This window comes from Hyphomicrobium sulfonivorans (genome assembly GCF_013306565.1).
Taxonomy (GTDB): Bacteria; Pseudomonadota; Alphaproteobacteria; order Rhizobiales; family Hyphomicrobiaceae; genus Hyphomicrobium_A; species Hyphomicrobium_A sulfonivorans.
This window is the reverse complement of sequence record NZ_PZPO01000006.1, coordinates 175278-188934: the sequence shown is the minus strand read 5'-3', so window position 1 is coordinate 188934 and position 13657 is coordinate 175278. Positions and strand designations below refer to the sequence as shown.

The following is a 13657-nucleotide window of genomic DNA, read 5'->3' as shown; positions in this document are numbered from 1 at the left end:
GATGCACACTGAGCGGGCTAATTCTATCGGCGAGTCAGCATTGCTGTTTCTGGCCAGCGATCCGCAGCGCATTTCAGGTTTCTTAACCCTGACTGGCGTCGGCCCGGCGGAGCTGCGCGAGAACGCACATGCCCCCGAAATGCTGGCGGCGGTGCTGGATTATCTGCTTCAGGACGAAAGCCTGCTGCTGGTTTTCTGCGCGTCAGAAACCATCCCGCCGGGCGAGGTTGCACCGGCGCGGCGTGCCTTAGCTAAAATGGCGGGCGAAACCGGCGAGCCGGAAATCAGCGTTTAGACGATCCGCCCACGCTCGGGCTGCCACACTTGGCACTGTCGAGGAAGGTCAGCTCTTTCAGTTCGCCACGGATCGCGAAGTCTCCGTAGTCGATGTAAAGACCGCTCGACACGCCATTTTCGAAGAATCTAAACGAAAGCTCGTAGGTCGGCAGGATGTCCTGCCGGCTCATTCCCGGTTCAAAATATCCGATCGCAATCGGCCAGGACGGGATGGCATTCAGCTCACCGCCGTTTTTCAGGCTTGCCGGCACCGGCTGGCTGCCCGCGGCAAGTTTTGATCCGATCACCGCACTGGTCTCGTAAAACTTCTCGCCCTTGTCCGAGCCGTCGAACAGATTGGCGGTGAACTGGGTCTGGCCTTTGCGGGCCGCCTCCACCAGCGCCAGCGAATGCTGGATCGGAAAATAGACGCTGGTCGGCAGCTTCACTGTCTTTTTCTTGGGCTTGGTCAGCTTCACTTCCGTGAACGTGCCATCGCCCCCGGCGCTCGCCGTTCCCTGCGAAGCCTCAGACTGCTTTTCGTTTTCAAACTGGCTCGATGAAAAACGCAGCACGTGGTTGGGAACGTTTTCGAAGCTGTTGGTGCGCAAATCGTTGACCTGCGAGACGCCGTCCTGATTGGTCATGCGGGTGACGAACCGCATCGACTGGGCGTATTCTCCACAGTCCGACCCCGCCATCTCATAAACCATGCGGCCAACCATATCGGCGACACCTGATCCCGGCGTCGCGTGGTCGAACGTGATGTCGTAGACGGCCCGATGGGGGCGGAATTGCACCGCGCTGCCGGCAACCTGCGCTTGCAGATCACCCAAAGGTGCAGCCATCGCCGCCACGCCCAATGCGCCGGCGACCAGTACCTTGGCTAGGTGGAACATTCTTCCTCGCGGTCGCTTCTTGCCCGACACCCTAACCCGGAGAGGTTAAGCGCCGGAATACCCCCTGTGCCCGCTGCGCAAGCCCTTGCCAAGCCCCCTGCTGCGGGCTCAAAAAGACGCGCGCGAGCGAAAGCGGCCGCTGGCAGGCCGCCCGAACCTGAGGATACCGGAATGGACGACAAGATCGAAGCACGGCTGGCAACGTTGGGCATTGTACTTCCCGAGGCGGCCAGTCCAGTCGCCAATTATGTGCCAACCTTGCTGTCCGGCAATCTTCTCTACGTGTCCGGCCAGGTTTCCAAGGCAGCGGATGGCAGCATCATTCGCGGATGTCTCGGCAACAACATGGCGGTGGCACAGGGGCAGGAAGCCGCACGCCACTGCGCGTTGAATATTCTGGCCCAGGCTCGCGCGGCCCTGGGACGTCTGGACCGCATCCAGCAGATCGTGCGCCTGACCGGCTTCGTCAATTCGGCGCCCGACTTTACCGATCATCCGCAGGTCATCAATGGCGCATCCGACGTGATGGTGGAAATTCTGGGCGATGCCGGCCGCCACACGCGCGCCGCCGTTGGCGTCTCCAGTCTGCCGCTGGGCTGCGCAGTTGAGATCGATGCTATCATCCAGTTTGCCGCCTGATCGAACGATAATGGCGTTGCGGGCAGCCTTCGGCAGGTTGCCCGCCCTTGCTTCTCCGGCCAAAGCTCTGGGTGAGACTACCCCATGCGCGATCGCACAGCCTTTCTGAAGCCGATTGCGCATCGCGGCCTGCACAATGCCGCGCGAGGAATAATCGAGAACACCGTCCCCGCCTTCGAAGCGGCGATCGCGCGCGGCTATGGCATCGAGTGCGATCTGCGCCCTGCCCGCGATGGCACGCCGATGGTGTTCCACGACCTGACTTTGGAACGGCTGATCGATGGTGACGGCGCGGTTGCTGCACGCAGTGCCGACGAACTGAAAGCGCTGCGCTACCGCACCTGTGCGGGCGCAAGCAGCGTGATCACCCTTGCCGACCTGCTGGCACTGGTTGCTGACCGCGTGCCGCTGCTGATCGAAATCAAGAGCGAATGGGATGCGCCGGACGCCGCCTTCCTGCGCGCCATCACCGAACAGGTCAGCGCCTATCGCGGTGCCGCCGCGCTGATGTCGTTTGACCCGGCCGTGATGACCGCTGTGCGCGCGCTGGCGCCTGACATTCCGCGCGGCATCGTTGCCGGACAATTCGTTGGCGAATGCTGGTGGCGTGACAAGCTGGGCGCCGCCCGCGCTCACGACCTGACGCACCTGCTTGAATCGGGCCCCGCCGCCCCCGACTTCTATGCCTACGACGTCAACGCCCTGCCCACCAACGTGACCCGCTACGTGCGCGAGGTTGCAAACATCCCGCTTTTCACGTGGACTGTGCGAACCGAGGAGCAGCGCGCGACGGCGGCGCAATGGGCCGACGCCCCGATATTCGAGGGCTACGAACCCTGAACCGATACGCGGGCATGGGCCGCGACGAAAGCAGGCATCGTCGATGGATAACGAACGGCACGACAACGGTGTTGAGCAGGAAAGCCTGCCAGAAGGCGCGGAGGCGCCCGCTAAGTCTTCCGTCGTCGCCAATATCGTTGCGCGCATCGCTGACGTGGACGCGGAAGCCTGGGATGCCTGCGCCAACCCCGATGCGGCAACGTTCAATCCGTTTGTGTCGCATCGTTTTCTGAAGGCGCTGGAGGAATCCGGCTGCGTCGGGCCGCAGCGCACCGGCTGGCTGCCGCAGCATATTCTGATCGCTGATGGTGCCGGCCGTGATGATAGCGGTGGTGCGGACGGCAGCAATGATCGCGACGGTGATGGTGGCGGCAACATCGTCGCCTGTGCGCCGTGCTATGTGAAGCTGCATAGCGCGGGCGAATATGTGTTCGATCATTCGTGGGCCGCCGCCTATGAACAGGCGGGCGGCAGCTATTATCCCAAGCTGCAAATTGCTGTGCCGTTCACGCCGGTGCCCGGCCCGCGATTGCTGGTGCGCCCCGGCCCCGACGCTGATCGGCATCGCCAGACACTCGCGGCTGCAGCGGCGGAACTTGCCCGGCGCATGGAAGCCTCATCCGTGCACGTGACATTTCTGCCGGAAAATGAATGGCGCACGCTGGGCGAACTGGGACTGCTACAGCGGACCGGTCAGCAATTTCACTGGCGCAACGACGGCTATCGTACCTTCGACGATTTTATGGCCTCGCTCGCGTCGCGCAAACGCAAGGCCTTGCGCAAGGAGCGTAGCGAAGCGCTGGCAAACGGCATCACCGTTGAGCATCTGAGCGGCGCGGACATCACGGAAGAACATTGGGACGCGTTCTTCCGGTTTTACATCGATACCGGCAGCCGTAAATGGGGAACGCCCTATCTCAACCGGCGCTTCTTTTCGCTGCTCGGCGAAGCGATGGCCGAGCATTGCCTGCTGGTGATGGCGAAGCGCGACGGCGAATACATCGCGGGCGCGCTCAACCTCATCGGAGGCGACTGCCTCTATGGTCGCTATTGGGGCGCGATCGAGCATCACCCGTTTTTGCATTTCGAGCTCTGCTATTATCAGGCGATCGACTATGCGATCGCGCATGGTCTCAAACGCGTTGAGGCGGGCGCGCAGGGCGAACACAAGCTGGCGCGCGGCTACATGCCCGTCACCACCTATTCTGCGCATCTCATTGCCGATCCGGGATTGCGGCGTGGCATCGCCCGTTATCTGAAATCAGAGCGCGAAGCGGTGGCGGAGGATTCCGCGCTGCTGGCTGAACTCGGCCCCTATCGCAAAGGCAACGCGCCGCCGGATGAGTAATCCATCGCCGCACCCGTTGCAGCCAACGCTCCCTTGACGGCAACGCCACCGATCCGATTTAACAGCCCCGCGCAGTTGCGCGACTTTCCGTTTTGGAGGCTCTATGTCCTACGATGACAGCAACGTGTTCGCGAAGATCCTGCGCGGCGAAATCCCATCCCATCGCGTATATGAAGATGACGACGCGATTGTATTCATGGACGTGATGCCCCAGGCGCCGGGCCACACGCTGGTGGTGCCGAAAGCTGCCTCGCGCAACCTGCTTGATGCCGACCCCGCAGTGCTGGGCAAGATCGCACCGCTGCTGCAACGGATAGGCAAAGCGGTGACGAAAGCGTTCGACGCTGATGGTGTAACCGTCATGCAGTTCAACGAGCCGGCCGGCGGACAGACGGTGTTCCACCTGCATTTCCACATCATCCCGCGCCATGAGGGCATAGCGTTGCAGGCCCATGGCCGCGACATGGAAAAGCCTGAGGTACTGGCTGCCCACGCAGAGAAAGTTCGCGCTGCACTCGCCGGTTGACGGCAAACCCCAGCAATAAAAAAGCCCGGCCGAACAGCGGCCGGGCTTTTTTGTCTCAAGTTCGCAGCGCGCGGACGATCAGCAATCAGCCGCCGCTGCACGCCTGATAGCGATCCCACCAGACCTGATTGCCGGTGCGCAGTGCGACGCCGCGCAGACACTGACAATCGCCGTAAGTGCAGGGATTGTTGCTGCTGTAATAGCGAATTGGCCCGCGAAAGCCGGGAATGCCGTTCGGGTTATAAAAGCGCTTCACCACGTACGGACGCGAACGATACGCCCGTGGCGCGCTGCTGGCGCGATCGCCATGCCAATAGCCGTCCGCCATCGCAGCGGGGGCGAATGACACTGCCATCGCCGATGCGGCCACGAATGCAACCGCCGCACAGACAAAATACTGAAACCAACGGCTTGTCATAACTGTCTCCTGCCAGGCAGTCGGATCAACGCACGCCAGCTCTCGCACCGACGCGCCAGTGCTCCATTATCTAACCGTTTGGTTAAAAAGATCCGATCGCGGACATTGATTTCTCCACATCCGCCTGAGCGCCACGGGCAATCGAACAAAATGCTGTCACCCCGTGGCATCAGTCCGGCTGCCTGACACATCGTCCAGATTGCGGTCCTTCGTTTCCGGCAGAAACAGCAGACCGATCACGAATGTGACCAGCGCGACGATGACCGGATACCAGAGCCCCGCATAGATGTTGCCGGACCATGCCACGATTGCAGTTGCCAGCAATGGCAGCATGCCGCCGAACCAGCCGTTGCCGATGTGATAGGGCAGCGACATCGAGGTGTAGCGGATCTGCGTCGGGAACAGTTCGACCAGGAACGCCGCGATCGGGCCATAGACCATCGCTACGTAGATCAGGAACAGCGACAAGATCGCCAGCACCGTGCCCCACGCGATCTTGTCCGGATCGGCCGGGATCGGCGTGAACACCATGCGACCTTCAACCTGCTCCGCCTTGAGGTTCGGATAACCTGCCGCGACCAGCGCCGCATTGTAGGTGTCGGCGGTGTAGGGCGTCACTTCGGTGCCGTTGATGTTCAGCACAACCGGCGCACCTGCTCCGCCATCGTGCGTCTCAAATGAAACGCCGAGCTTGCTGATGTGATCCTTGGCGCGATCGCATTCGGTGAACTGCGACCACGGCCCGACAAAGATGTGGAAGTTACATTGTGCGGAGTCGACGCTGAGCGTGAGTTTGGTCCGCTGCTGGAACGCGGCCAGATCAGGATTGGCCGACTGCGCCAGCAAGCCGAACAGCGGGAAGTAGGTCAGCGCCGCGATCAGACATCCGGCAAGGATGATTTTGACGCGGCCGATGCGGTCGCTCAGCCAGCCGAAGAAAATGAAGAACGGCGTGCCGATGATCAGCGAGCCGGCGATCAGCATGTAGGCGTAAAGCGGATCGACCTTAGTGGTGATGGTGAGGAAGAACAGCGCGTAGAACTGCCCCGTGTACCACACCACACCCTGCCCCGCCGTGGCGCCAAGCAGCGCCAGCAGAGCAAACTTGTTATTCGGATAGCGGAAGAAGCTGTCGCGGATCGGCGATTTGGAGCCCTTGCCTTCCGCCTTCATGCGCGCGAACACCGGGCTCTCGTTCAGCTTCAGGCGGATGTAAACCGAGAATCCCAGCAGGGCGATTGAAACGAGGAACGCGACGCGCCAGCCCCATTCGGCAAAAGTCTCAGCGTCGAAGAAATAGAACCGGCACAGACCGATTACGACGAGCGCCAGAAAGAACCCCAGCGTTGCCGTGGTCTGTATCCATGACGTGGCAAAGCCGCGCCGATGGGGGCGCGCATGCTCGGCCACATAGGTTGCCGCACCACCGTATTCGCCACCGAGCGCGAGGCCTTGCAGCAGGCGCAGGATAACAAGCAGCACCGGCGCCGCCCAGCCGATGCCCGGAATCTCATATCCGAGGATTGTGCTGTCGGAGAATGTCGGCAGCAGGCCGACCGCAAAAGTGGAGATGCCCATCACGAGGATGGTGATGAGGAACGTGTGCTTGCGCCCGACGATGTCACCCAGATGGCCGAAGACGATGGCACCGAACGGACGCACCAGAAAGCCGGCGGCATAGGTGGCGAAGGCCGACAGCAGCGCAGCGGTATCGTTGCCCGGCGGAAAGAACAGCGCGGCAAAGAACGGTGCCAGCGTGGCGTAGAGATAAAAATCGTACCACTCGAACACCGTGCCGAGCGACGAAGCGAAAATAACGCGCCGCTCCTCGCCACTGATGCCGCTATCCGGCTCCGCCGTTGCCTTCTGCGCGTCGGCCATAGCCATCGAACTTCCCCCGAACCCGTTTCTTTGCGCGCGACTTTACGCAGGTGCGGCGGCGGAGGAAATCATCACTTTCGGTGAGAAGGCTCAACCACTTGCATTCCACACCTTTGATGCAAGCGGACAACGCTTTCAGCGTTGCCCTGCGCCTTGGATACCGCTCGCGGAGTGCAATTGATTATCGGAACCATCTCGCGACCTCACGCGGCCGCGCAGACATGCTGCAGCGCAACACAAAGACGCCACGCGCCATACACTAGCGTCCAGGATGTTTTGCACACGGACGGTGCAATGCACTTGACGCCCTACCTACTGGTAGGTAGCGTCAAGCCATGAGCAATGCCATCGACACCCGCACAGCCCTGCTTGCCGAAGCTGAAACGCTGGTGCGTACGCTCGGGTATGCCGCCTTCAGCTACGGCGATCTTTCGGAGCGGGTCGGCATTCGCAAGGCCAGCATCCATCATCACTTTTCCACCAAGGAAGTGTTGGGCAACGCGCTGATCGAAAATTATCTCGAACGCTTCCGCGCCCAGCTTGTCGAGCTTTCCGCCTCGGGCGGCGGCGCTACGAAACAGCTCCGCACGTATGGCGATTTCTTTTCAGGCAGTCTCGCCGAAGGGCAGATGCCGCTGTGCGGCGCACTGGCAGCTGATGCCGCCTATCTGCCACCTTCCATGCAAAAGCGCGTGAAAGCGTTTTTCGAGCTACATGTCGATTGGCTTGAAATGGCGCTGCGCAACGGGGCGGCCAGCGGTGAAATCACGTTGCACGCGCCGCCAAAGCGAACCGCCCTGCTGTTGCTCAGCACACTGCAGGGCGCCAGCGTTGTTGCGTGGGCACTGAAAGACCCCGGTGTCATTAAACCGGTATTCCGCCAGCTTCTGGACAGCATCACACGCAAAGACGCCTGATATATCCGATCCGCTTGGGAGGAAGGAACCATGGTGCCACCGGCAAGAACAAGAAACGAAGAAGCCGCATTCGGCACCGGGCCGGACCAGGAAGCATTTTCGCTGTGGCCGCGACATCGGCTGCCCGGTCTGACACGCCGTGAGTTGCTGATCGCGGGCATGGCGATTTCCTCCGTGCCGCTATGGGGGCATTTTCCGGCGCAGGCAGCTGAACCGATGGCATTCAGCGAAATTGCGCCGGGCGTTTATGTCCACACCGGCCGCCACGAGCTGCAGTCGGCCGATAACCGTGGCGACATGTCGAACGCCGGTTTCATCGTTGGGGATGATGCGGTGGCAGTTATCGATACGCTCGGCAGTGCGCAGATCGGCGCGGACATGCGGGCGGCCATCAAGTCCATCACCGACAAACCGATCCGTTATGTGATCAACACGCACATGCATCCCGATCACGTATTCGGCAACGTTGCTTTCCGCGATGACAAGCCTGAGTTTGTGGCGCATCACAAGATGGCGCGGGGGCTTTCGGCGCGCGCGGAAACCTATCTCAACAACACCAAATCAGCGCTTGGCGAGGCAGCGTTCGCGGGCACCGAGATCGTGCTGCCCACGCTTGAGGTGCAAGACAAGCTGACACTGGATCTTGGCGGGCGCGAACTTGTGCTGGAAGCGCAGCCCGCAGCCCACACCGACAACGACCTGATCGTTACCGACGCTAAAACAGGAACGATGTTTCTCGGCGATCTTCTGTTTTCGGAACACATCCCGACGCTTGACGGCTCGCTGCGCGGCTGGCTGACTGTGATCGACAAGCTTGAAAGCAGCCCGCCCGCGCGGGTCGTGCCCGGACATGGGCCAGCCAGCATGGAAATTCCCGCCGCGCTGGCGGACGAGAAACGCTATTGGCAGACGGTGGCGGGCGATGTCCGCAAGCTCATTGCCGAAGGAAAAACCCTTTCCGACGCCACCAAGACAGCCGGACAATCAGAACGCGGCAAGTGGGAAATGTTCGATCAGTACCACGTGCGTAACGTAACCGCCGCGTTCGCCGAACTGGAATGGGAATAAGCGAAAAATCAGGGCGCCAGAAATCAGGCCTCACAAATTAGGGACGGAGACGCACATGCTGAGCAAGATCGCATCATGTTTCACTGTTCGCCGCATCGCGGGCGTCGTCACCGCACTGATGCTTGCCATGCCGGTTGCAGCCATCGCCAGCGATGACGACGATCCGTGGCCGGATTTGCAGAAAAGCGTTTTCGGTGATCGCCAGATTGTCGAAGGCGATGGCGTAGTGACGATTGAAGCACCCGAGCGCGCCGAAGATCCCGCCGTTGTTCCGATCACAATCAGCGTTCCAGCCACCGTGCAGGGGCCGTTGCGCTCAATGGCTCTGATCATCGACAAGAACCCCGCACCGATTGCCGCGAAGTTCGAGTTCGGTCCGGCTGCCGGCAGTGGCGGTGAGCGCCGCATGACAACGCGCGTACGCGTCGACACCTACACCTTCATTCGCGCGATTGTGGAAACGGAAGACGGCAAACTCCACATGGCAAAGGCGTTCGTGAAGGCATCGGGCGGGTGCTCCGCTCCTGCACCGAAGGATGCTGACGGCGCCAACGCCGACATCGGCAAGATGATGGTCAGAAGCTACGAACCGGAACAGGCGCAAACAGCGCTGCGTGACGGCCTGGTGATGATCAAACACCCCAACAACAGCGGCCTGCAGATCGATCAGGTTTCGCGCGGCTATGTGCCGGCATGGTTCATCCGCGACATTGAAGTGAAGCGCGGCGACGATCTCATCTTCAACGCCGATCTGGGCATCTCGATTTCCACCAATCCCAACCTGCGCTTCACCTATGTGAACGATCCGGACGGCAACAACGCTGTGCAGGTGACCGCCATCGATTCAGCCCGGACGACCTTCACCGGTGCATCCGCCAACCGCGCCCTGGCGAACTGATAGCCAGCGACACTCGCAACCAACAACAAAAGCACCCCAAGGAGAAAAACATGGCACTGGTCGATTGGGCCAAATATCGCAACGCATTGATGGGTCGCGTGGGCGAACTCAGCAAGCTTTCACCCGACTCCGTTGGCGGCTACATGATGGCCAGCGGCGCTGGCGCCAAAACCGCGCAACTCGACGAGAAAACCCGGCAGTTGATTTCGCTCGCGGTCGCCGTAACGACGCGCTGCGACGGCTGCATATCAGTGCACGCACAAAAGGCGGTCGAGAACGGCGCCACCAAGGAACAGGTTGCGGAAGCCCTGGGCGTTGCCATCGCCATGAACGCAGGCGCCGCACTGGTCTATTCGGCCCGCGCGCTCGATGCCGTCGACGCTTCCATGGCCGAAGCCAAATAACGGAAAAAAATCTGAAGGAAACCAAGCGCCTTTCGATTATTAAAATCGAAGGGCCAGTCCGCAATCCTGATGCAATTACATAGAGACTATATTACGCGCTTTTATAATTTCCATTTTTTTCACTCTGCCATCGGGAGCGACAATCGTCGTGTAAGTTAATCGCACGCGGGAGACTTGCCCTTCTCCAAAGCGTTTGACACGCGTATATTCGCTAAGACTAGCTAGGATTGCATTCACAGTTTTTGCATCAGCTTGACCAGACAATACAAAAGGTATTGTTCGTTGATCTTGATAATGAAATGCGCGGCCATATCCTGTGTTTGCGTTAAAACTACCTATGCTAAAGTCCATATCGCGAACGTCCGGATCCTCCTCTGCGCTCATAACAAACGCTTTTGTTCTCGCATCCAATTTTACGACATTTCGGTCGCCATTGATGATCAATATATTGGACGCGCCATTTCCGATTGATGCATGGGCCTGCTTAACAGCGGGCTCAACCGCGTCAACAAGCGCATGGACGTCTCCGATTGGAAGTCGTCCATCCCGTTCTAAATCTTCTATATTTTCTGACGCATCATTTCCGACTGAGCGATTAATAATGCTTTTTACAAAATCTACCGCAAAATCTTTAGCAACATCGATTCCTACGTTTGCTAAGAATTCCCAGGCAATCATCGCCCCAGGATTAGAAATCAACTCATAGACGGATTCAAAACTTCCAGGACGAGTAGCTACAAGATCTAGCTCAAAGCCTCTATGGCTTAGTTTTCTATGTCTCACCTTACCTTCAGCAAGGTACATCATCGGAATCAGTATTGATCGCGCGATCCCGCTCAAAGATTGTGTGCCCGCGTAGGCTGGTAGTCGGTGTTGATCCGCTAAGCTACCAGAGAATGAAATCACAAGTCTGTTGTCATACATTTGGCAAGCCCAAAGAACTTTGTTGTCTACAGTTTGAGCCTTTCTACGTTAAAATACAATCTTCGGACGATAGTCTTCCACACTTCAACGCATGCGTAGAAAAAAAGCGCCGGAGTTTTCTCCGGCGCTTTTTATTTTTCGACGTGCGGCGAACGAAATTATTCGTCCTTGCCGCGACGGGGCACGTTAGGCACTGCGCCGGAACCCTTGCCACCGCGCTCCTTTGGCGACGGCAGAGCCTTGCGTGATGGCGCAGCATCGACGAGCTCTGACTGCAACTCGCCCTCGTCCTCGTCTTCTTCCTCGGAGCGCTTGGCCTTGGCCCGCTTGCCCGGCTCGCTCGCCAGGAACTCAAACGCCAGCTTGCGCTCGGCGCCTTCGCCCTCGACGACAACCTTCACCGTACCGCCATGCTCCAGCTTGCCGAACAGAAGCTCATCGGCCAGCGGCCGCTTGATCTTCTCCTGGATGAGACGGGCCAGCGGACGGGCGCCGAACTTCTCGTCGTAACCGTTCTCGGCCAGCCACTGAGTGGCTTCTTCCGACAGTTCGATCATGACGCCGCGATCTGCAAGCTGCGCTTCGAGCTGGAAGACGAACTTGTCGACCACCTTCGAAATCACCTCCGGCGGCAGACCGGCAAACGGCACGACAGCGTCAAGACGGTTGCGGAACTCCGGCGTGAACATGCGATTGATCGCATCGCTGTCCTCACCTTCGCGCCGCACGCGATTGAAGCCCATCGGCGGCTTGGCGAGATCGGAAGCGCCCGCGTTGGTCGTCATGATGAGAATGACGTTGCGGAAATCGACCGACTTGCCGTTGTGGTCCGTCAGCTTGCCGTGGTCCATGACCTGCAACAGAATGTTGTACAGATCCGGATGCGCCTTCTCGATTTCGTCGAGCAGCAGCACGCAGTGCGGATGCTGATCAACGCCATCGGTCAGCAGGCCGCCCTGATCGAAGCCGACGTATCCCGGAGGCGCACCGATGAGACGCGAGACCGTGTGCTTCTCCATGTATTCCGACATGTCGAAGCGCAGCAACTCGATGCCCATCAGATCGGCAAGCTGCTTGGCAACTTCCGTCTTGCCGACGCCGGTGGGGCCGGAGAACAGGTAGCAGCCAATCGGCTTTTCCGGTTCACGCAGGCCAGCGCGCGAAAGTTTGATCGCAGACGAAAGCGCATCGATCGCCGGGTTCTGCCCGAAGACGACCCGCTTCAGATCCTTCTCAAGATTGATGAGAACCTCTGCATCGGACTTCGTAACGGTCTTCGGCGGAATGCGCGCCATCGTGGCGATGGTGGCCTCGATCTCCTTTACGGTGATCTTCTTCTTGCGCTTGTTTTCCGGCAGCAACATCTGCGACGCGCCCGTCTCGTCGATCACATCGATCGCCTTGTCGGGCAGCTTACGGTCGTGGATGTAGCGCGCTGAAAGCTCCACCGCCGTGCGGATGGCATCGTTGGTGTACTTCAGCTTGTGGAAGTCCTCGAAGTAGGGCTTCAAACCCTTCACGATCGCGACGGCATCCTCGATCGAGGGCTCCTTCACGTCGATCTTCTGGAACCGCCGCACCAGCGCGCGATCCTTCTCGAAGTGCTGGCGATATTCCTTGTACGTCGTCGAGCCGATGCAGCGCACGCTGCCCGACTGCAACGCCGGCTTCAGAAGGTTCGATGCATCCATCGCGCCGCCCGAAGTTGCGCCAGCACCAATAACAGTGTGGATCTCGTCGATGAACAGGATCGAGCCCGGATAGTTCTCGATCTCCTTCATCACCGCTTTCAGGCGCTCCTCGAAGTCGCCGCGATAACGGGTGCCGGCCAGCAACGCGCCCATGTCGAGCGCGAAGATGGTGGCGTCCTGCAGCACTTCAGGCACTTCGCCCTTGATGATCTTGCGCGCAAGACCCTCAGCGATCGCCGTCTTGCCGACGCCTGGATCACCCACCAGCAGCGGGTTATTTTTCTGGCGGCGGCACAGCACCTGAATCGTACGCAGCACTTCCTGCTCGCGGCCGATCAGCGGATCGATCTTGCCGTCGCGCGCCTTGCGGTTGAGGTTGACGCAATAGGTATTGAGCGCGTCCTGACCGGGTTTGCGCTCCTCGCCCTCCACGGTCTGGTCCTCGTCCACACCGCGCACGCTGCGCGGCTCGGACATTCCCTGCCGCTTGGCGATGCCGTGCGAAATGTACTGAACCGCATCGAAGCGGGTCATGTCCTGCTCCTGCAGGAAGTACGCGGCATGGCTTTCGCGCTCGGCGAAGATCGCGACCAGCACATTGGCGCCAGTCACTTCCTCACGGCCGGACGATTGCACATGCACAACCGCGCGATGAATGACGCGCTGGAAGCCGGTTGTCGGCTGCGCCTCGGTTGCATCGCGTGAAACCAACGCCGCTAGGTCGTTGTCCAGATAATTGACAAGCCGTGAACGCAGCGTGTCGAGATCGACCGTACACGCTCGCATGACTGCCGCGGCATCGCGATCATCTAGGAGAGCCAGCAGCAAATGTTCGAGCGTAGCGTACTCGTGGCTGCGCTCGTTGGCAGCTTCCAAGGCGCGGTGTAGGGCACTTTCCAGGCTCTTTGAGAACGACGGCAAGGCAGAC

Annotated in this window: 14 protein-coding genes; 9 read left to right on the top strand and 5 right to left on the bottom strand. The window is 59.8% G+C overall.

Features of this window, described 5'->3' with window-relative positions:
* Nucleotide 1 precedes the first annotated feature (1 nt).
* On the top strand, nt 2–295 hold the full coding sequence (locus C6Y62_RS14290) for a DUF3572 domain-containing protein (RefSeq protein WP_173954492.1): 294 nt from the start codon (nt 2–4) through the stop codon (nt 293–295).
* Here C6Y62_RS14290 and C6Y62_RS14285 read toward each other — a convergent pair.
* Nucleotides 285–1175: a cell envelope integrity EipB family protein gene (locus tag C6Y62_RS14285; RefSeq protein ID WP_173954491.1), complete on the bottom strand. Its 891-nt coding sequence runs from the start codon at nt 1173–1175 to the stop codon at nt 285–287. The two genes, C6Y62_RS14290 and C6Y62_RS14285, sit on opposite strands and share 11 nt — an antisense overlap.
* A gap of 171 nt (nt 1176–1346) precedes the next feature.
* On the opposite strand from C6Y62_RS14285, the gene C6Y62_RS14280 reads away from it, so the two are divergent.
* From C6Y62_RS14280 to C6Y62_RS14265, 4 genes are all read left to right on the top strand, one after another.
* Entirely contained in the window at nt 1347–1814 is a 468-nt protein-coding gene (locus tag C6Y62_RS14280; protein ID WP_173954490.1) for a RidA family protein, read from the top strand.
* Between the two features lie 84 nt (nt 1815–1898).
* Nucleotides 1899–2654, top strand: a complete 756-nt coding sequence (locus C6Y62_RS14275; protein ID WP_173954489.1) for a glycerophosphodiester phosphodiesterase family protein — start codon at nt 1899–1901, stop codon at nt 2652–2654.
* Between the two features lie 43 nt (nt 2655–2697).
* Nucleotides 2698–4002, top strand: coding sequence for a GNAT family N-acetyltransferase (locus C6Y62_RS14270; RefSeq protein WP_173954488.1), 1305 nt, complete (start codon nt 2698–2700; stop codon nt 4000–4002).
* A gap of 103 nt (nt 4003–4105) precedes the next feature.
* A complete protein-coding gene (locus C6Y62_RS14265; RefSeq protein ID WP_173954487.1) occupies nt 4106–4528 on the top strand; it encodes an HIT family protein in 423 nt (140 codons plus the stop codon).
* Between the two features lie 85 nt (nt 4529–4613).
* Here C6Y62_RS14265 and C6Y62_RS14260 read toward each other — a convergent pair whose 3' ends face one another.
* Nucleotides 4614–4946 carry a hypothetical protein gene (locus C6Y62_RS14260; RefSeq protein ID WP_173954486.1) on the bottom strand — a complete coding sequence of 111 codons (333 nt, stop codon included), beginning with the start codon at nt 4944–4946 and terminating at the stop codon, nt 4614–4616.
* 156 nt (nt 4947–5102) lie between these two features.
* Nucleotides 5103–6833, bottom strand: a complete 1731-nt coding sequence (locus C6Y62_RS14255; protein WP_173954485.1) for an MFS transporter — start codon at nt 6831–6833, stop codon at nt 5103–5105.
* 329 nt (nt 6834–7162) lie between these two features.
* Between C6Y62_RS14255 and C6Y62_RS14250 the strand changes: the two genes are divergently transcribed.
* From C6Y62_RS14250 to C6Y62_RS14235, 4 genes are read left to right on the top strand one after another with little or no spacing between them, the layout of a single operon-like run.
* Nucleotides 7163–7744 (top strand): TetR/AcrR family transcriptional regulator, encoded by a 582-nt coding sequence (locus C6Y62_RS14250; protein ID WP_173954484.1) that lies wholly within the window; start codon nt 7163–7165, stop codon nt 7742–7744.
* 30 nt (nt 7745–7774) lie between these two features.
* Nucleotides 7775–8812, top strand: coding sequence for a quinoprotein relay system zinc metallohydrolase 2 (locus tag C6Y62_RS14245; protein WP_173954483.1), 1038 nt, complete (start codon nt 7775–7777; stop codon nt 8810–8812).
* Nucleotides 8813–8867: 55 nt separating this feature from the next.
* On the top strand, nt 8868–9710 hold the full coding sequence (locus C6Y62_RS14240; protein WP_173954482.1) for a quinoprotein dehydrogenase-associated SoxYZ-like carrier: 843 nt from the start codon (nt 8868–8870) through the stop codon (nt 9708–9710).
* A 50-nt stretch (nt 9711–9760) separates the two neighbouring features.
* Entirely contained in the window at nt 9761–10114 is a 354-nt protein-coding gene (locus C6Y62_RS14235; RefSeq protein WP_173954481.1) for a carboxymuconolactone decarboxylase family protein, read from the top strand.
* 75 nt (nt 10115–10189) lie between these two features.
* Here the strand turns inward: C6Y62_RS14235 and C6Y62_RS14230 are convergent, their stop codons facing one another.
* Together C6Y62_RS14230 and clpA are read right to left on the bottom strand one after the other, a co-directional pair.
* The gene (locus tag C6Y62_RS14230) at nt 10190–11038 is read right to left on the bottom strand and encodes a DUF7946 domain-containing protein (protein ID WP_173954480.1); all 849 of its coding nucleotides are present in this window, start codon (nt 11036–11038) and stop codon (nt 10190–10192) included.
* Nucleotides 11039–11196: 158 nt separating this feature from the next.
* Complete coding sequence (gene clpA, locus C6Y62_RS14225) at nt 11197–13650, bottom strand: ATP-dependent Clp protease ATP-binding subunit ClpA (protein WP_173954479.1); 2454 nt, start codon at nt 13648–13650, stop codon at nt 11197–11199.
* Nucleotides 13651–13657 lie beyond the last annotated feature (7 nt).